Here is a 20,239-nt window from a genome sequence, read left to right on the forward strand (position 1 = left end):
ACGAATTTCAATTTATAAAAAACCATCAAATATAATACATTAGGTATCTAATATAATGACCCCAAGACTATTTATCTCTAAAAAAACGATTTTAGTTGTGACATTACTATTATCAGGGTGTGTTAACCTCCCTAAAAAAAATGCTCCCATATTAGTACACTCATTTAAAAATCAATATGTGGAATATATTTTAGTTCCTGTATTAATCAAAGGGAAGAAATATACTTTCATGCTAGATACCGGTTCATCCTCCTCAATAATAGATAAAAACTTAGCAAGCAAACTTACAACAAATATGAATGAGCTTCCTAAGCTCTATTATAAATATTTCAATACTGTTAACACCGTAAGTGGTCAAAAAAAATTAGAGGAAATTAATTTTGTTCACCCTATTCCTTTTTCTATTGGAACTAAATATTTTAATGGAGGTGAATTTTGGGTGACGGATGATCTGAGTTTATTATCACAAGCGACCGGTGAGAATATTTCAGGGATCTTAGGCGTTGATATAATTAGACAATTAAATTGGGAGATTGATAGAAAAAATAAAGTACTCACTATCTATGATACCCCCCCACCAATTAGTGACTATCAGCAATGTAGCCCATATGATGATTTTACCTTTGGTGCACCTTACTTCCGTACTTACTTTGATGATGATATATCTGTATCAACAAAACTCGATACTGGCTCTAGCTCAAATTATATCTCTAATGAACTTATCGATTATATTATTAATAATAAAACTAATGCTGTCTTAGAACCAGTTGAGTATTTTGACAACAGTATTTCTATTGAATTTTCAGGCATTGTTAAAAATAACAATAAAACCTATAAAATAAAACAGTTTCAATTTAATAATAGTGATTTTTATGACAAAGAGTTTTATGTCACTAACAATGATTTCTATGCGATAGGGATGTCAACACTTGAATCTTTTGATAAATATCTACTATCACCAAATAGAATGTTACTCTGTTATAATATGGCAACAATCCAAAAGTTTAATTTGAAAAAAAATCGACAGATAAACTTTAGGGCTTACAATAACCAAATTGAAATATTCTATAATGATGAAAAGATTATTTCAGAATTTTCACTTAAAAATGGTGATATATTAATAAGCATCAACGGTATAAAATATCCAGCAAATGCTGTCACTAAAGTTAAAAAGCTTATTGACACTTTACCTAAAGGACAAGTGGAATTAGTGATAAATCGCCAAGGCAAGTTAATAAATATTCATTTTTAATTGATTAATTAGATTTCTAACGCAGAAAGCGATTCTAATAAATCGCTTTCTGCGCATAAATTAACGATTAATGGAGCGAGCAATTCGTGAATAAGTATGCCTCACCCCGCGGATTACAATTCCATAATTTAAAATATTTTCAGGTAAAGCGATGCCGTTATACCCTGAATCACCAATATGGTGTAAATCCGTGCCCGCCATTTTACACATCAAGGCAATTTGACGAATAGTTTGTAAATCAGCGCCTTCTTGCGAAGTACCAATTGCCGTCATCGTCAACACACTCTGTGAATGGCAGTAAGCTACCATTTTTTGCACAAATTCAGCAGAAATGCCCGGAACAGTACCCGGTGCTGGTAATAAAATCACATCGGCACCACTATCAATAAAACAACGAATATCACTTTCAGTGATCAGTTGCTCTGCCGATGCATTTAATACCCCAGCAGCATGCATTTTACCTGTAATCAATACTACTTCATCGCCAACAGCCGCTTTTAACTCTTTTAAACTCTGATTGATTTCTTGATTGGTCACACCATTACCGGGGTTGCCGGTTAGCACAATAATATCTACGCCCATCTCTTTTAATTTGATAGCATTTTTAACTGTGGCTAAACGCCCTTCAGAGATTTGCCATTGCGCATCCTGATTAGGATTATAAAAACCTGCCGGTACGGGTTCTAAATTAACGCCTATTGCGCGGCCTGTAAGGTGTTTTAACGTACGAATAATGTCTTGAGGTGCCGTGTCAACGGGCAGTCCTTGAATCACTGGATTATTCACATCGAAGATATTTAATAATAAAATATCTGCCCCTTGACTTGCTGCAAGCTCTGCATTGGTAACATTCATTAAAACAGGTTGGATAGTACCTATTGTTTCAGAAACCAATAACCTCCCCTCACTACCTTTGATTGCTTCTAATAAAGCTTTTTTACTGAGCTGTGATATTTCAGAAGCACTGCAATCCAGATAACGTTTTTGCATACCTAACCCCCTTAAAGATAAGTATTCAAAATGGTGATAAATTAATTTCAACCAATCTATCACGACCAGAGATTTCTCCGATAAATATTTTTGGCTGATAAAGATAATTTGCTAAAAATAATAACTTCTCTACATTAACTATTTTTTTAAAACTTTTCATATATTTGGCGATAAATGAAATTTTCAAGCTTAAAGTTTAACTTGAATAGCTGGAATAATAATGATTATCATTGGCGTTCCTATAATAAATAATGGTAAGGACAAAATAATGAGACTCGTTTATAAGGCTGCTGTTTCGAGTTTAGCTTTGTTTTCAATCACAGCTTTTGCTCAAGAATATCCACTGGGTCAACCCATCATTAAAAATGGAATGGAAATCCAAGGTGTTTATCTACAACCTATCACAATGGATACCGAAGAAGGACATCACGCAATATCACATCTTTCTGCCGATAAAGCTGACATCCATTTAGAAGCAGATATTCACGCTGTTGAAGATAATCCGAATGGCTTCGCTGAAGGTGATTGGATCCCTTATCTCAGCATCGAATACACCGTGACTAAACTCGGTGATAAACCACAAACCCAAACCGGTACATTTATGCCAATGGTTGCCAGCGATGGGCCTCACTATGGTGAAAACATCAAACTCGACGGCAATGGCCAATATCGAGTGACCTATAAGATCTCACCACCATCACACAATAAACAAGCTGTTTTTGGTCGTCATATTGATAAAGAAACAGGTGTTGCGCCATGGTTCAAGCCCTTTGAAGTATCATGGGAATTTGATTATGCAGGTGTAGGGCGTAAAGGCAGTTACTAAATATGAGTCATACTTTAGCTAAATAATTCAAGGTGCAGTTAGGCGACAAGCGAATGAGTCGCTAGGAGCATACATAAGTATGTGACTGGCGCGAGTGAGCGAAGTCACCATATTTTAACGAAAAGCGCTGCAACTTGAAGTATGACGAGTAGATACTCTAAATAATTCAAGGTGCAGTTAGGCGACAAACGAATGAGTCGCTAGGAGCATACATAAGTATGTGACTGGCGCGAGTGAGCGCAGTCACCATATTTTAACGAAAAGCGCTGCAACTTGAAGTATGACGAGTAGATACTCTAAATAATTCGAGGTGCAGTTAGGCGACAAGCGAATGAGTCGCTAGGAGCATACATAAGTATGTGACTAGCGCGAGTGAGCGCAGTCAACAACACTGCAACTTGAAGTATGACGAGTATATATGGTTAATGATTAGAGCCAACACAATGAAAACACTACTAAGTCTTACCCTATTGTTTTTTTCAACGCTAATACCGAATACGGTTTTTGCTGCTGAAAAATTTACTGTTGAATTAGAAATGAAAAATGGTGATTTGATCCCAAGGGTACTTGAGGTTCCGGCTAAGACCATCATTCGTATAAAAATCACCAATACGGGAACTGAACCCGCTGAATTTGAAAGTACCCAATTGCGTAAAGAAAAAGTGCTTGCACCGGGTGCCAGTTCTGTTGTGGTTATTGCTCCTCTAAAACCGGGTAGCTATACCTTTTTTGATGACTTCCATCTCTCTCACCCAAAAGGTGAGATCATCGCGAAATAGTAGGATAAGTTATGGGGCAAGTTCTATTTGTTGTCTGGCGTGAAAGTTTTGAAGCACTGCTGGTTATTGGCATTATTTATGCCTGGATCAAACGCCATCCAGACTCTCGTAACGGTATGAAGTTTTTGTGGGGTGGTGTTGCTCTCGGTCTACTGGTATCAATCCTACTCGCATTATTAATTTATGGCGTATTTAATGTCCTTGATGACACAGGGCAATCCCTATTTATGGTATTTATGGAGATCCTTGCCTGTATTTTAATTGTCCAAATGGTGTATTGGATGAATAAACATGGCAGTTCCATGAAATCAGAAATCGAATCAGGCATAAATCGTAATGCCCAACATCATAATTGGTGGGGAGCAGCTTTAATTATTGCTATTGCAATAGCACGAGAAGGCAGTGAAATCGTCGTGTTTTTATCTAGCTTTATAATGTCTCTCAATGCTACAAATGCATCTGAATTTGCGATGGAAGTTGGCGGAGGTATTCTAATTGCAGGATTAACACTGTATATCTTTCTCCTTACCAACCGCATTGTCTCTTGGAAAATCTTCTTTAAAGTCACGGGCGTGATCTTACTGTTTCTTGCTTTATCGTTGCTCTTAAAAGGTGTCGAAGAAATCGCTAATTTACTGATTGAATATGATTATTCCATTCCAGAATTTTTAATTTATCCTGCATGGGACACAACAGCATTACTTGATGATTCAAATATTGCAGGCAACTTTATTTCATCGTTCTTTGCTTACCGTTCGCAACCTATTTGGCTAAGTGTAATTACGTTTATTATTTACTGGGTCGTGGTTATCACGTTGTTTTCTCGGAGCAAAAAACATGCGTAACATGCATTCTTTAAAAGCTATATTCTTTTGCAGTATGGCCTTATTGATAACAATGCCAAATATCGCATCGGCTAAAGCATTAAGGTCTCCTGTACAAACGGGGGATAACATTATTATTGCTAAGGGTGATATCCCCACTCCTGAAAAATACCATGCCGCCATTCAAAGCTATTTGCAATTTACTCAGAAACAACTGCAACAAATGGTTGTTCAATTAGAAGCCTTAGATGATTATCTCAAAAAAGGTGATTTAACTGGAGCACAACAAGCCTATATTCATGCTCATCAGTATTATGAATCTGTTCGTCCAATCATCATCTTATTTGGTAATACTGATCGAACAATTAACCCACGGGCAGACTATTTTCTTGATGGTGAAAAAGATTATCGTTTTAGTGGCTTTCACCTTGTGGAATACCAATTATTTGAACGTAAGGATCGTAAAGCGGCGCTTATTGCAACTGATGAATTACTACTCAAAGCCCGTGACTTGGAGAAACGAGTTGCGAGCGAAACAGTTGAAATACCAAAGCTGGTGCAAGCTGCGGCTGATTTCATTGAGATGATCCTCGAAACCAAGCTGGCAGGTAAAGAAAACATATACAGTCAATCTGACTTGGCTGATATTGCGGCTAATTTACAAGGCTCTCAAGAAATAATAACCGTATTGCACCCTTTCATCCCACCTAAAACCTTACAAGCAATCCAACTAAATGACCAAACAACGGATAAAATTCTTAAACGTTATCGGTCATCTACAGGTGTCTATCAACCTTATAGCCAGTTAAGTCAACAAGATAAAATGGCACTTTATTCTGTGCTAACGCAACAAGCTGAAAACCTTGCACAGCTTAGATCTCAGCTCAGCGTCGACGTGTATTACAAATATTGAGGCAAACAGCCATGAAGGCAAAACCACAGGATCACGCAGCACCTGCCAGTTTTTCTCGGCGAAATGCATTAAAAACCTTGGCAATTAGCAGTGCTGTCATCGCTGCACCATCTTTAGCGGCGAACACTTTGAAAGCAAATAACCCAACCAATAATTGCCAACCTTCCTATGATAAAACCATTGCATTTGAAGGTTTGCATCAAGCAGGTGTACTAACACCAGAGCAAAAGAATGCCACTTTTATCGCCTTCAATGTCACCGTTGACACTATTGATAAGCTACAATCCCTATTTAAGATACTAACAAAACGGATAGCTTATCTTACCCAAGCGCAGACATCACCGAAAACGGCTAATGACCGCATGCCTCCTGCTGAGTCAGGTATTTTAGGTACCCATATCCAACCAGACTCATTAACAGTTACCGTCTCTCTCGGTCACCGTTTATTTGATAACAGATTCGGCCTCGATAAAATCAAACCCTACCACCTTGTTGAAATGACCAGCTTCCCGAATGATAGATTGGAAAAAGAGTGGTGTGGCGGTGATATCACATTACAAATTTGTGCTAACAGCCAAGAAAGCGTAATTTATGCCGTACGTGATTTATTACGCCATAGCGCACCATTCATGTTCCCATTATGGAAAATAGATGGCTTCTTGCCTTCCCGTGATATTGACAACCATTCAACGCCAATTAACTTATTTGGCTTTAAAGATGGTACAGGCAATGCACCAACTAATGACAAGCAATTAATGGATGAATTGATTTGGGTAACGACAGGGAGTAAAGAGCCAAATTGGTGTACAGGGGGTAGCTATCAAGCTATACGTCTAATCCGTTTTAATCTTGAATTTTGGGATCGCACACCACTTGAAGATCAAGAAAATGACTTTGGACGCCATAAGGATAGCGGCGCCCCTATTGGTATGAAACAAGAACACGATGATCCTGAATTCGATAAAGACCCTCACGGTGATCGTATTTTATTTGACTCTCATATGCGCCGTGCAGAGCCTCGTAACCCTGAACGCTACACCGCAAAATTGCGCCGCCGTAGCTATAGCTACTCACTAGGCTTAACATCTAATGGTCTACTGGATATGGGGCTGATTTTTGTCTCTTACCAAAAAAATCTAAAAACAGGCTTTATTGATACTCAAAAACGCCTTAATGGAGAACCACTTGAGCGCTATATCAAGCCTTTCGGGGGCGGTTATTACTTTGTCCTACCGGGTGTCAAAAATGCTCAAGAATATTTAGCTCAAGGGATGTTTGAGGCCATAAAAAACGCCTCATGATATTCAGAAAATAGCGGGAGCCAGACACACTCTCGCTATCTTTGTTCTCCAATCCAACAACCTTCCATCTTTAAGCTAATCTATTGAAAGAGTTTATAAATCAATGCATTGAATGAATTTCACTTATAAATACTTATTTTGCAATAAAAAAATAGTGTGAACAATATCATTTTATTAATGATGTATGTTGGACTTCATCGTCTAATATATGCTCAATATAGCTTTCACAATAAACAATATACTCTAAATAATTCGAATTGCGGGTCAACGACAAGCGAAGATAGTCGGGGAAGCATAGATAAACACTGTGACTCGGCAAGCGTAACCTAGTCCCCCTGCAACTTGAAAGAACGAGTATAATAAGGGAGCTCTATGCCTAACAAACTTACCTCTGCGATCATCCTATCCTCACTTATTTATACGCTACCTTTATCCGCTCAAACCTTAGCGGAACTGCCTTTAATGCCTTGGCCTCAACAGGTTGAAGTAAAAAATAGCGACGGTAAATGGATCCTTAATAACGAACTTGATATTTATATCGAAGGTGATGAATTAAACGACGCAACTGCTCGCTGGCGTGAAAGGATAGAGGCCCAAACTGGGTGGCAATTAACCCCACATCAAGCCCAAAATGCTCAGGCACCCATAAAAATTCTCATCGAGAAAAAAGTTGCTAACTTACCTTCAGTACAGATGGATGAAAGCTACCAACTTATCACTGATAGTAATGGCTCAACCATTAAAGCAGCAACACGTTTTGGGGCAATGCGAGGAATGGAAACCTTACTACAACTGATCCAAACCGATGGTGAAAACACCTTTGTTCCTTTAGTCACTATCAACGATAAACCACGCTTTGCTTGGCGTGGTGTAATGCTTGATTCAGCACGACATTTCTTACCAATCAATGATATTTTACGTCAAATAGACGGAATGGCTGCCGCTAAATTAAACGTATTTCACTGGCACTTAACCGATGATCAGGGTTGGCGTTTCGAATCACAGCGCTACCCTAAATTACAGCAACTCGCGAGTGATGGGCAATATTATACCCAGCAACAAATGCGTCAAGTTGTCGAGTATGCAAAAGAAAGAGGTATCCGAGTCGTCCCTGAAATTGATTTTCCAGGGCATGCATCTGCAATTGCGGTTGCTTACCCAGAGCTGATCAGTGCCGCTGGGCCTTATCAAATGCAACGCCACTGGGGCGTTCATCAACCACTTCTCGATCCAACTCAAGAGCAAGTTTATCAATTTACTGATGCGCTAATTGAAGAGTTAACCACCATCTTCCCTGATGAATATATTCATATTGGAGGAGATGAGGTTGATCCAACACAGTGGGAAAACAATCCGTTAATTCAGGAATTTATGAAGAAAAACAACCTGAAGGATACCCATGCTTTACAAGCCTATTTCAATCAGCGACTCGAAAAAATTCTAACCAGCCATCAACGTAAAATGGTTGGTTGGGATGAAATCCAGCATCCTACGCTTTCTAAAAATATCGTGATCCAATCATGGCAAGGCCAAGACTCATTAGGCCATAGTGCCCAAGAAGGCTTTCAAGGTCTCTTATCCACTGGGTTCTACCTCGACCAATCACAGAGTGCGGCCTACCATTATCGAAATGAAATATTGCCTCGCCCATTTACTGTTGATGTCAATGTTAAGCAAGGTGAACAAGCACAAAGTTGGCAGTTTGAAATTGAAAGACTTAAAGGTAGTCCGGTGAAAGGTAGCTTCACACTCATCAAAGGCAGTGATGGCTGGAGAGGTTTTATCGATTTTGCAGGAAAATCACGCCGAGCAGTGGATCATATAGAGTGGCTGTCACCAAGCCAAGTTACCTTCTCCGTGGATACTTGGATGGGGGAAACACGCCCAGTTGTGACATTAAACAAACAGTCACTAAGTGGTTATACGATGATTGGCAATACCCGCTATCCAACGACAGGGACTAGCTTAGCTGATACTCCAGAAGGAATTGCACCAACAACACCTGATGCAGATAAAATGAGCAATATTCGTGGTGGTGAAATCGCATTATGGGCAGAGAACATTCGAGCCCCCATTATCGATGTTAAGTTATGGCCGCGTGCTTTTGCTGTTTCTGAACGCTTATGGTCTGCGCAAGATGTTAATAATGAAGAGGATATGTATCGTCGCCTTAATGCCGCAGATGCTTGGTCAAGCGTTTCCGTGGGTTTGCAACAACACGCCCAAACTGCACGTGAATTTACTCGACTAGCAAATGGGGCTGAAATAGAACCATTGCAGATCTTGGCTGAAACTGTTGAGCCAGCACATTATTATACTCGCCATCATTTAAAATTCAGAGAAAACCAATATCACCAATATGAACCGTTGAACCGCTTTGTCGATGCCTTGCCAGCAGAAAGTACTCAAGGTCGTGCATTCAAACAACATATTGATGCCTTAATGGCTAAACCAAATGATAAAACCAATCAGCAATGGCTCATAAATAAGTTAACACGTTGGCAAAATAATGTTCCTCAAGCTCAAGCGTTAATCAAACAAAATGTTAACCTAGCACGATTGGCTCCTGTTGCCGAAAATATGCAGCAACTATCGGCAATTGGCTTAGAACTTGTTGAACATTACAGTACAAATAAACCACTTACTGAACAACGTAAGACGACTATTTTTCAACAATTGGAAAAAAGCGCGGTATTACATGATGAAGTCGTGATTGCTATTATTGAACCACTGGAAACATTACTACGCCATATCCCAACCAAAGGATAATAAAAAAACACCTCCCAATTGTTATATTGGGAGGTGTCAGTAGTTACTTTAACTCTATGTCACTTTATTTTTTAGCGCGATCCGTCGCATCTGCTTCCACTTCTTTTTTCCATTCCCCTGATATTGGTGCGGAATTTTTCTTGGATTCAACAGCATTATTTATCGCTTTATACGCTTTGTCATAACCTACTTCATCTTGTACATAGCCAGTCGCTTTTGAGCGACTAATTCCAATGCTATCTGCTGCGGTGATCGCATCAATATTTGCACCAAGGAAAATGAAATCCCATTTATCCTCAGTTTCAGCTGATTTAATCATCGATTTAATTTTTGATTGGCTATATTTATGACTACTATTTTCTTCGCCATCAGTAATGATTACAAATAATACATTATTATTTTTGGTTATTTTTCTATTTTCTTGTATTTTAACAATGGTATCACCAACAGCATCTAATAATGCCGTATTATTACCTACTTTATAATCATCTAGTGTTAGTTTTTTAACTTTATTAATAGGCTCCCTATTATGCAATAAAGTTGTTTTATCATTAAATAACACTGTTGTGATAAATACATCGCCATTTTTATTACGATTTTCAGCTAATACACTATTAAAACCACCAATAGTATCTGATTCAAATCCAGACATTGAGCCACTTTTATCGAGTATAAAAACCAAATCTAATACTTCAGGCTGTTGTTTTTCTGCAATAATTGATTGGCTATTCGCCGTAATTGAAAACAACTGTAGACTCGCCATTAGAATAACACTAAACAATGACTTTAATATTGTATTCATTTTATTTATCCCATAAATAAAATAGAGTTTATTTAAAGCTATCATCCAGTTATTCAGACTATTTCACATAAGAACTTTCTGGTTACAATATAAGCATATTCTTAAAAAGATATATCGCCATCATACTTCAAGTAACGCGCTTTTCGTGTAGAGATGAGTACGTTGATTTATACCAGTCACAGTGTTTTCATCGTTAAAAATACCTAGAACTTTAAGAGGCTACAAAGTGTAGCCTCAGACTGTTGACAAACATATCATGTTTGGCGGCAGTCGTTAGGGGTTCTGAAATAAATGAGGAAAGTCAATTCATTGATTTTCGGCTGATAACACGGAGCGGGAAAAACCACGCTTTTATCCCGCTTCGTCAGCAACCTCAGGCTACAAAGTGTAGCCTGTTATATGGGTTTATCGTCCCCAAATGCCATAACCTCGTAATTCACCGATTTTGCTAACAAAATCATTATATTTTTCATTCTCTGCGACACCACTAGAAGAAGCACTATTCGCATGTATATCCACTAACTCCATCATCAATTGATGAGCTTGCTTATTCAATTTTTCATGAATATCAGTATCGTTAGTATCTTGTAGTGGTTTAAGTAGTGCCAGTAACTCTTCTGCTTTTGCTTGCAGCTTTGGATTCGCGAAATCGGCGATAGGAAGATCATAGTTAAATGGCATATTCACTGTATCTTGAGTGGCTTCATCAGCAGTGCTAGGCGAAATATTTTCATCATATTCTGTCGCAATGTACTGGACTAGCTCTGGCTTATCAAAGCACTTAGATTGAATATTACCTATTGATTTGCGATCATTCACCGTAATTGAATCAGGAAAGGCTTCACCGAGTGGATAATCACATTTAAATATATTGGCATCAATTACTGTTGCATTCGCACTTCTAACCGCCATTTCCAACTCATGTCCATTAATCACGACTTCGTAAGTTGCAGGTTTAAAGCGATCTGCCTTCCCTTCGACAGCATAAGCTTCTGAGAGGGTATAATAAACATGATTATCTGGATTGATAATACCACCGTTATTATTATCAAAAACCATAAATGAAAAGATGTCACCTTGGCTATTTTCTAATTTATGTTTTCCCGATGAAAGTTTAATAATATCTCGTTGTCCAGGTAAAACCTCATAAGACTTATCATCAACCTTAAATGAAATATTACTCGTCGTTGGGTTACTATAATAAAACTCTCCTTTTTGACTCATAGGGTTAAAATCATCACAAGCCGAAAGCGTCAATGCTGCGATGACGGCGATTCCCCATTGAGCCTGCTTAATGCTTTTTTTCATTAGATAACCTTTTAATTGCAATTATTACGAATAATATTCTTTACTATTTCAATATTAATAGAGTTAATTAAACTTAAATTAGCTCTATACTCTAAATTTTGTCTGATAATACAGATACTCGTTAGAGAGATAAATCAAAGAGTGTTATTCTGCATGAATGATTATTTTTAAGGATAAAATATGATCACTCGCCTGTCAAAATCTCTATGCGTCTGTGCTATCGCCTTATTTATCTCTCTAGCCGTATTTAATAATTTAACAGACTACGCCACTAACTTTACCTTTATTCAGCATGTTCTCTCCATGGATAGCATTTTTCCTAATGCAACCGTTGACTATCGAGCTATTAATGCCACTTTATTTCATCATGTTGCTTATATCATGATTATTATAATTGAAACTATTTGTGCTTTAATTTGTTGGTATGGAGGGATCACACTACTAAAAAATTGCAAAAAAAGTGCCTTTGAATTTAATCGTAGTAAAAAATGGTCTATTGCAGGGCTTACCCTTGCATTTCTGCTGTGGCATGTGGCTTTTATATCTATTGGTGGTGAGTGGTTTGCGATGTGGATGTCAAAAGAGTGGAATAGTATTCAAGCTGCTTTTCGCTTTTATATCACCGCCTTGCTAGTACTGATTTATGTTGCTTTACGCGATCACGATGAATCTATCCATCAATAGTTACCCTTTTAATGTCTTTAAAAGCAGGGTAAATACTGATTCCATCATGGGGGTTAATGTTTGATTAGCTCTCATCAGTGATACAGTACGGGTAAGCTCGGGTTGCTGTAACTGTAACACCACTAATTCAGGATCACGTAAGTGTGCCGTATACAACTGGGGCAAAATTGCGATAGCCAATTTTGAGCGAACTAAGCCATATAAGGTTTCAATATAATCAACTTGATAGCGTACATTAAGCTTCAAACGGTGGCTTTCGATAGTGGCTAGTACTAGGCGCTGAATATTACCTTTAGAAAATATAGCGACATCACGACCATTCAGCAGTTTCCAAGGAAGGTGAAATCCTTCTGCTAGCAGATCTTGTCGGTGGATCACTGCCACAAATGGGTCATCCTGTAAGGCAAATACCTGTAATTCACGAGGTACCGAGCTATCCAATACGCCAATACCAAAATCAATTTCGTTATTCATTAATTGAGAAACTAATGAATCATTGGTTTTATCGTAAAATTCAACCTTGAGCCGAGGAAAATTGAGGCTTAATTGAGTGGGGATATCAGGAAAAAGTAGCGAGCTAACAGAAGGCACTAAACCTATCCGCAATGTCCCGTCACCGCCTTCTTCCATAATTTGCTGAATATCACCAAAAGCACGCTGAGAAACACTCAATACACGCTCAGCATGCGGTAAAATAGCTGCACCAAGTTCAGTCAATGTCACGGATGACGCGGTACGATTTATTAATTTTCCACCAATCACAGCTTCAATTTGACGTAATGCACTGCTCAATGCAGGCTGACTAATCGATAATCGGCTTGCCGTTTCCGTAAAATGGCGCAAATGAGCCAATGTCACAAAATATTGTATCTGCTTTAACGTCAGTGCGGGTAGTCGTTGCCAAGGATTTATCATGATCTGCAATTACGCTTTATGAAGAACCATTAATAGAAGGATATACTTGTCATATTTCACGTTGAAGGGGCGTTGACTCCGCTTGATTGGCTTGGTCACAGTGTGTATCTATGTTCCTTACCTATCTTTGCTTATCGCCTATCCACACCTCGAATTATTTAGGGTATATCTGAAACAAAAATAACACCATCATTTCAATCATTATAACTATTTCTTATGCTCTGATAAGTTTTATCATCTTGGCAAACGTTTGCGTTGCTCATAAAGTAGTGGCAAAGAATCATTTAATGATGGTGTTTTATGAGTATAACCAATTATAGCCGACGTCGTGCAGTACAAGCGGCAAAAGGAGAAATTCCTTTTGATCTTCTTCTCACTCAAGCCAATATTGTCGATATGGTGACAGGGGAAATCCGTGCCGCAGACATCGGTATTGTCGATTCGTTGATTGCGAGTGTACATCCAACAGGTAGCCGCCTTGATGCGAACGAAATTCATAACCTCAATGGTTATTTTATCTCACCGGGTCTAATTGATACTCACGTCCATCTAGAAAGTTCACACCTCCCACCTAACCGTTATGCTGAAATTGTTCTCACTCAAGGTACTACTGCGGTGTTTTGGGATCCTCATGAGTTAGCTAACGTACTGGGTTTGGAAGGGGTACGCTATGCCATAGAAGCAAGCCGTAACTTACCACTGCATGTTATGGTTGCCGCCCCTTCATCTGTACCTTCAACACCGGGGCTAGAAATGTCCGGAGCCGATTTTGCAGGTGACGAAATGTCAACCATGTTAAGTTGGCCCGAAGTCCATGGTGTTGCTGAAGTGATGGATATGTTCGGGGTATTGCATGGTAGCGAGCGGATGGAAGGTATTCTAAACGCGGGTTTAGCATCTGGAAAATTGATTGAAGGGCATGCCAGAGGATTAAAAGGAGCCGATCTGCAAGCCTACCTTGCCGCAGGCGTTACCTCCGATCATGAACTCACCTCTGCTGAAGATGCATTAGAAAAATTACGCGCAGGTCTAACACTCGAAATTCGCGGTTCTCATCCATATTTGCTACCTGATATTGTAGCTGAACTGCAAAAACTTCCTCATCTGTCATCCCAAATCACAGTATGTACCGATGATGTTCCCCCCGATGTATTAATTGAAAAAGGCGGTATTATCGCCCTGCTCAACTTACTGATTGAACATGGCATGCAAGCTACCGATGTATTGCGATTTGCCACTTTAAACGCAGCTATCCGTTTACAACGCCCCGATCTTGGCTTAATTGCCGCAGGCCGTCGTGCTGATTTAGTCGTGTTTGATTCACTGAAAAAACTGCAAGCAAAACATGTGTATGTTGCAGGTGAGCACATCGCGAAAAATGGTCAATTATTTAAAACATTAGCCACAGAGCAAGATGTATTGCCTCCTAGAGACACGATGCATTTATCGCCAGTCACAGCTAAAGAATGCACACTGCAAATAAAAAATATAACCGAAGGAAGTGCACGTTTACGTCATATCAGCGGTGCGCGCTTTACTCAATGGGGAGAAGTTGATGTACAGATCTGTAATGGTCAAGTACAGATCCCCGATGGCTTTAGTGTGATCCGCGTACAACACCGTCATGGCCGCCACCAAGCCAATCCACAAATCGCTTTATTAGAAGGCTGGGGAGAGCTACGTGGAGCGATTGCCACCAGCTATTCCCATGATTCACATAACTTAGTGGTACTCGGCCGTAATGCGGACGATATGGCACAAGCCGCTAATCTACTGATCGAAAGTGGCGGCGGAATGGCCTTAGTACAAAATGGTAAAGTGCTTGCCCATGTTGCCATGCCAATTGCCGGTATGCTATCTGACCTTCCAGCAGAACAACTTGCAAAACAATTTCGTCAATTACGTGAACTCAGTAGCCAAATCGCAGATTGGGAACCTCCATATCGTGTATTTAAGGCTATCGAGGGCACCTGTCTTGCATGTAATGCAGGCCCCCATTTAACCGATTTAGGGCTAACCGATGGCACAACTCGTGAAATTGTTGATGCCGTTATTGCAACCCATAACAACAATAATGACAGGAGAGCCAATTAATGGCTGACAACATGCTTAAAACGCCAACATCAGGGAGTTGGCTAGAAAAACGTTTTGCATTGCGTTCACGTGGTAGTACAGTCAGAACTGAATGTCTTGCTGGTATAACCGGTTTTCTTGCCGCAGCTTATTTACTGGTTGTTATACCGGGTCTGCTAGCTGCTGGTGGAATGGATAAAGGTGCAGCGACCACAGGAACGATTATTGTTTTTGTGCTTGCTAGCCTACTGATGGCATTCTATGCAAACTTACCTTTCGTGGTTGGGCCTGGGATCGGTGGCTCTGTGCTCGTCGGTATAACTCTAGCAGGCAGCGAGGGCATCGATTGGCAAATAGGTCTCGGCATTGCCTGTTGGTCAGGGATCTTATTCTTCCTTCTCACTAAATTTGGCTTGCGTGAAGTAGTGACGCGCTCAGTTCCACAATCAATTAAACTCGGTTTAACAGCCTCTATTGGGCTATTCGTAGCTATCTTAGGCTTTCGTAACGCTGGCTTAGTCTTAGCTAATCCAAAAACGAACGCATTAATGTTAGGCGATTTTCTATCACCGGGGGCGCTAGTGGCGTTAGCTGGCTTCTTTTTAGCCATTGCATTGCAAGCTCGCCGTATACCCGGCGCCATTTTATGGGCAATCTTATTTGCCACGGCTATTGGTATTCCGTTTGGTGTCACCAAACTACCAGATAGCTTTATTGGGATCCCCCACTCTGTTGCACCCGTTTTTGGTCAAGTGGATTTAATTGGGGCATTAAATATTGCCTTCTTACCCTTTTTATTTGTCTTCTTTGCCGCTGAATTCTTTTCTACCATGGGAACCACTCTTGCCGTTGGTGGAGAAGCAGGATTACTTGATAAAGAAGGCAACATGCCGAATATCAACCGTCCTTTTATCGTGGATTCAATCGCTGCGGCACTAGGCCCTTGGGTTGGTATTCCTGCCGCAACGGCTTTAATTGAGTCTTCAGCAGCGGCAGAAGCCGGTGGTAAAACAGGTATGACTGCCCTCGCCGCCGCTATCATGTTCTTACTGATGCTGTTATTCACACCAATTGCACTGATGATCCCTGCACAAGCAACCGCACCAGCGCTAATATTAATTGGCCTGAATATGTTTAGTGGATTACGTAAAGTTGACCTAGCGAACTTTACCGATGGATTACCTGTTTTAATGATGGTGATGATTACGTTAATTGCCAATAGTTTCGGGACAGGTATTGCAGGTGGATTACTGTTCTATATTTTAATTAAGGCAGTGGCCGGTAAATGGAAAGAGATCCCGATCAGTCTATGGGTGTTAGCTGTGCCGTTGGTGTATTACTTTTCTACGTTGGTTAAACATTAATCTCCTATTAAGCACTCGATGCCAATCGAGTGCTAATTAACGTTAACTGAAAAACAATTACATCCGCAGTGAAAGCGCACCACTTGAGCGAGCTTAGGCTTTTTGCCTTTACGTTTACACTTAGCGTTCTCGATCTCAATTGCATGTTTAATTTCATTGATTTCAAAACGCGATAAACGCTTATTATTCCCTGTCGCACTACGGATCCTTTCACCACACAATTTATTTGATCCTGACATACTAATTCCTATATTGTTTTTTTAAAGAGTAGCGTAATCAAACGCTACTCTTAATCACTTAACCACTATTGTGCCTCATTGATCACCATTTGAGAAGGCGCACCTATCGGTACATAATCATCCACAAATTTAAGTTCCCCTGAATTAGCATCAACACTAAAACGAGTGATATTGTCACTACGCTGATTCATGGCATAAAGATATTTACCATTTGGTGATAGCGTTAATGTTCTTGGATAATCACCGCGTGTCCATGTTTGCGTCGGTTTACTTAACGAGCCATCTTTATTGATGTTAAAGTGTGCAATGCTGTTATATAATCGGTTACCTACATATAAATGTTGACCATCTTGGCTTTCCACAATCCCTGAAATAAAATTAGTACCTTTATAATTATCAGGTAATGATGATACTGTTGTTCCTTCCTGCAATAGGCCTTTTTGTTTATCAAATTGATATTGAGTTAAAGTTGACGCTTCTTCGTTAACTAACCAGACATGTCCATCAAGTTTAGAAAACACAAAATGGCGTGGTCCAGCGCCTTTCGAAGAAGCCATAATATATGGCGGATCATTGGCGATTAATTTGCCATTTTTTTGATCCAACTTGTATTGATATATACGATCAAGTCCAAGATCGGTAGTGAACACATATTTACCTGAAGGATCGGTCGCTATCATGTGTGCATGCGGGCCATTATGATCGCTAATCGCAAAACTCCCTTCAACCGCAGCTTCAGGATAAGCAGCCCCCGCGGGGCCTTCATGCTGAATAATATCGCTTGCTGGCTGTAAACTACCATCATCTTGGATTGGTAATACAGACACCGCGCCGCTGTGATAGTTAGCAACTAATAGATAACGCCCATCTGGTGTTAGTGATAAATAAACTGGGCCATCGCCGCCCGAAGGCACGTTATTTAGCGCCTGCAATGAACCATCGGTATTGATTTTCCAAGCATGGATCGTGCCTTTTTCTGTCTCACTACCTACATAAAGCACTTTACCATTATGAGAGAGTACCAATTGCGCTGCATTGGTTAATGGTGCAGCCAGCACTTTATTAGTTAATTGGCCAGTTTGATTATCCATATCAAAACGATACACCCCTTCTCCATTGGGACTATAAGTGCCAACCCATGCAAACTGCGGTGCAGCCATCAAAGAGGTACTAGCAAACATGACTGAAGCTGCCCAAATAGATAACTTTTTTGACATGATCAATTTCCTAATTAAATAGCGATGTGGAACTGCTTTTTCACCGTAAAAAGTGAATATAAAATAACCATGTCAGACTAACGAAATCACTGATAACTGTGCAGGCACATTATTTCCATTTATTGATGGAAATAATTCAATAGCTAGAACTATAAATTTCCACTTAGCAGGCATTCCTTATTTACCACTGGCTTTTCAATCGATATTGAATTTTCGAGTTAGCTTGAATAAAAAATTTGGCTTTAGTGGACATTTCTTGTTTTGGGATGAGGATCGAGGTTTTGAGTAAAAACTAATCAATAATAGAAGAGTATAAACAGCCGACAGCAAATGCCGTCGGCTATCAAGATTAAATCAATGGTGGGATGGAAGGTAAAATAGGGACTTCTATCACTGTAGGCCCTTCTCGGTTAAACGCTTCTTTACATGCTGCTTTCACTTCCTCAACGGTCTCAGCCCTAACCGCTGAACAGCCATAGCCTTTCGCTAATGCGACAATATCAAGCCCCGGTATATCCAGCCCCGGTACGCCTGGAGTCTCTTCTAAAACCGCAAACGATTTTAAAATTGCATATTCACTATTTTTCGGAATAACAAAAACAATTGGCAGCTTTTGCTGCGCCGCACTCCATAAACCTTGAATTGAATACTGCATTGAGCCATCACCAATAATCGCTAGCACAGGACGATTACGACCACTGTCTTTTTCACCTAATGCAATACCAACACTTGCCGGTAAGTTCCAACCTAAAGAACCACTCGCAAAGGTGTAGAATGAATCAGGCTGTTCAATCGGCCACTCACGATGTAACTCAGCTAAGTTAGAAGGCGATTCTTCAACTAATACTGTTTCTTTCGGTGAAACATCACGCAGTGCACGGAATAATTCTGCGGCACTTAATGTCGAAGACGTATTTACAGACTCCGCAGCTACCGGATGTGGAGCCATATTATGAGCTTGCTTAGTCACAGCTTGTGATTGTGCTGCTCTTGCTGCCACCAATTCAGTTAACCCTTCTACGGCAAGTACTGCATCACTCAATAAGCTGTCACCAACAGGTGCACGGCCAATCTCAACGGGATCATCAGTAATATGCAACAAACGCAATCCTTCAGGAATATAGCTACCCGCAACATAAGGGTAATAACGGAAAACAGGCGCACCAATCACCAATGCAAGGTCATGGCCTTCAAGTTTTTCTGAGAGTGACTTAATCGCAAATGGTAAACCACCAGCATACAACGGATGCGTTTCAGGGAAAGCAGGACGTTCCGACGCAGGTGCAGCCCATACTGGAATATTTAATTTTTCAGCCAGTTTGATCCCTGCATCCCAACCTTGTCCACGCGCAATTGCAGAACCATAAATCAATACTGGATTTTTAGCCGCTGTTAATGCATCTGCAAATTCTTTTAAACGAACAGGATCATAACCGATACGCTGAGGTATAGAACGAACCACAGCCTGTTCATCAAGCGCAGGTTTATCCCAATCATCTAATGGGATAGATAAAAATACAGGGCCTGCTGGTGGCTGTAATGCCATCGCATAGGCTCGCATAAACGCAGCGGGCACATCTTCGGCACGTGCAGGTTGATAACTCCACTTCACCCATGGCTTTGGTAAAGTTTCTGGCTCAATATTCGTTAACCATGGTTCCATAAGCAACATTTCACGCGTTTGGTTCCCCGCAGTCACGATTAATGGTGTTCTATTCATAAATGCAGTGAGAATATTACTCATTGCATTACTTAGCCCCGCCGAAGTATGGACATTAACCATTGCGACTTTACGAGTTGATTGTGCATATCCATCAGCAGCAGCAACCGCAGAAGCTTCTTGTAATGTTTGGATATAGCGAAAATCAGCCGGAAAATCTTTTAGAAAAGTTTCTTCGGTTGAACCAGGGTTACCAAAAACGGTTGTGATATCCAACTCACGTAATAAATCGAATGTCACTTGGCGGATGGTCTTTTTCATCT

17 protein-coding genes are annotated in these 20,239 nt (G+C 40.0%); 10 read left to right on the forward strand and 7 right to left on the reverse strand.

Annotated features, from left to right (window positions below):
* Positions 1 to 55: 55 nt before the first annotated feature.
* Entirely contained in the window at positions 56 to 1,252 is a 1,197-nt protein-coding gene (locus SC428_RS10120; RefSeq protein ID WP_318707417.1) for an aspartyl protease family protein, read from the forward strand.
* Positions 1,253 to 1,312: 60 nt separating this feature from the next.
* Here SC428_RS10120 and SC428_RS10125 read toward each other — a convergent pair whose 3' ends face one another.
* Entirely contained in the window at positions 1,313 to 2,242 is a 930-nt protein-coding gene (locus SC428_RS10125; protein ID WP_318707420.1) for a haloacid dehalogenase-like hydrolase, read from the reverse strand.
* A 268-nt stretch (positions 2,243 to 2,510) separates the two neighbouring features.
* On the opposite strand from SC428_RS10125, the gene SC428_RS10130 reads away from it, so the two are divergent.
* The 6 genes from SC428_RS10130 to SC428_RS10155 all read left to right on the forward strand — a co-directional run bounded on the left by SC428_RS10130 (position 2,511) and on the right by SC428_RS10155 (position 9,654).
* Complete coding sequence (locus tag SC428_RS10130; protein WP_070926348.1) at positions 2,511 to 3,068, forward strand: iron transporter; 558 nt, start codon at positions 2,511 to 2,513, stop codon at positions 3,066 to 3,068.
* A 443-nt stretch (positions 3,069 to 3,511) separates the two neighbouring features.
* Positions 3,512 to 3,847 (forward strand): cupredoxin domain-containing protein, encoded by a 336-nt coding sequence (locus SC428_RS10135; RefSeq protein WP_140181475.1) that lies wholly within the window; start codon positions 3,512 to 3,514, stop codon positions 3,845 to 3,847.
* Positions 3,848 to 3,858: 11 nt separating this feature from the next.
* Positions 3,859 to 4,692, forward strand: coding sequence for an FTR1 family iron permease (locus SC428_RS10140; protein ID WP_070926354.1), 834 nt, complete (start codon positions 3,859 to 3,861; stop codon positions 4,690 to 4,692).
* Positions 4,685 to 5,584 (forward strand): EfeM/EfeO family lipoprotein, encoded by a 900-nt coding sequence (locus tag SC428_RS10145; RefSeq protein ID WP_318707423.1) that lies wholly within the window; start codon positions 4,685 to 4,687, stop codon positions 5,582 to 5,584. Before SC428_RS10140 ends, SC428_RS10145 begins: the two co-directional genes overlap by 8 nt.
* Positions 5,585 to 5,595: 11 nt before the next feature.
* Positions 5,596 to 6,885, forward strand: coding sequence for an iron uptake transporter deferrochelatase/peroxidase subunit (gene efeB, locus SC428_RS10150; protein ID WP_318707425.1), 1,290 nt, complete (start codon positions 5,596 to 5,598; stop codon positions 6,883 to 6,885).
* A 372-nt stretch (positions 6,886 to 7,257) separates the two neighbouring features.
* A complete protein-coding gene (locus SC428_RS10155; protein WP_318707426.1) occupies positions 7,258 to 9,654 on the forward strand; it encodes a beta-N-acetylhexosaminidase in 2,397 nt (798 codons plus the stop codon).
* A gap of 64 nt (positions 9,655 to 9,718) precedes the next feature.
* Here SC428_RS10155 and SC428_RS10160 read toward each other — a convergent pair whose 3' ends face one another.
* Together SC428_RS10160 and SC428_RS10165 are read right to left on the reverse strand one after the other, a co-directional pair.
* A complete protein-coding gene (locus tag SC428_RS10160) occupies positions 9,719 to 10,456 on the reverse strand; it encodes a VWA domain-containing protein (protein ID WP_318707428.1) in 738 nt (245 codons plus the stop codon).
* Positions 10,457 to 10,861: 405 nt separating this feature from the next.
* Positions 10,862 to 11,764 (reverse strand): hypothetical protein, encoded by a 903-nt coding sequence (locus SC428_RS10165; protein WP_318707430.1) that lies wholly within the window; start codon positions 11,762 to 11,764, stop codon positions 10,862 to 10,864.
* A 180-nt stretch (positions 11,765 to 11,944) separates the two neighbouring features.
* Between SC428_RS10165 and SC428_RS10170 the strand changes: the two genes are divergently transcribed.
* Complete coding sequence (locus tag SC428_RS10170) at positions 11,945 to 12,448, forward strand: DUF2165 domain-containing protein (protein ID WP_318707432.1); 504 nt, start codon at positions 11,945 to 11,947, stop codon at positions 12,446 to 12,448.
* Here SC428_RS10170 and SC428_RS10175 read toward each other — a convergent pair whose 3' ends face one another.
* On the reverse strand, positions 12,449 to 13,363 hold the full coding sequence (locus tag SC428_RS10175) for a LysR family transcriptional regulator (protein WP_070926366.1): 915 nt from the start codon (positions 13,361 to 13,363) through the stop codon (positions 12,449 to 12,451).
* A gap of 300 nt (positions 13,364 to 13,663) precedes the next feature.
* On the opposite strand from SC428_RS10175, the gene SC428_RS10180 reads away from it, so the two are divergent.
* Together SC428_RS10180 and SC428_RS10185 are read left to right on the forward strand one after the other, a co-directional pair.
* Positions 13,664 to 15,457 (forward strand): adenine deaminase, encoded by a 1,794-nt coding sequence (locus SC428_RS10180; RefSeq protein ID WP_070926368.1) that lies wholly within the window; start codon positions 13,664 to 13,666, stop codon positions 15,455 to 15,457.
* Complete coding sequence (locus tag SC428_RS10185; RefSeq protein ID WP_070926370.1) at positions 15,457 to 16,800, forward strand: NCS2 family permease; 1,344 nt, start codon at positions 15,457 to 15,459, stop codon at positions 16,798 to 16,800. The genes SC428_RS10180 and SC428_RS10185 overlap by 1 nt, the downstream gene beginning before the upstream one ends.
* A 32-nt stretch (positions 16,801 to 16,832) precedes the next feature.
* On the opposite strand, the gene SC428_RS10190 is transcribed toward SC428_RS10185, so the two are convergent.
* The 3 genes from SC428_RS10190 to mdlC all read right to left on the reverse strand — a co-directional run bounded on the left by SC428_RS10190 (position 16,833) and on the right by mdlC (position 20,237).
* Entirely contained in the window at positions 16,833 to 17,039 is a 207-nt protein-coding gene (locus SC428_RS10190) for a hypothetical protein (RefSeq protein ID WP_140181456.1), read from the reverse strand.
* 65 nt (positions 17,040 to 17,104) lie between these two features.
* Positions 17,105 to 18,256 carry a lactonase family protein gene (locus tag SC428_RS10195; protein WP_412544616.1) on the reverse strand — a complete coding sequence of 384 codons (1,152 nt, stop codon included), beginning with the start codon at positions 18,254 to 18,256 and terminating at the stop codon, positions 17,105 to 17,107.
* Between the two features lie 349 nt (positions 18,257 to 18,605).
* On the reverse strand, positions 18,606 to 20,237 hold the full coding sequence (gene mdlC, locus SC428_RS10200) for a benzoylformate decarboxylase (protein ID WP_070926377.1): 1,632 nt from the start codon (positions 20,235 to 20,237) through the stop codon (positions 18,606 to 18,608).
* Positions 20,238 to 20,239: the final 2 nt, after the last annotated feature.

This window comes from Providencia sp. 2023EL-00965, assembly GCF_033550225.1.
Classification (GTDB): Bacteria; Pseudomonadota; Gammaproteobacteria; order Enterobacterales; family Enterobacteriaceae; genus Providencia; species Providencia manganoxydans.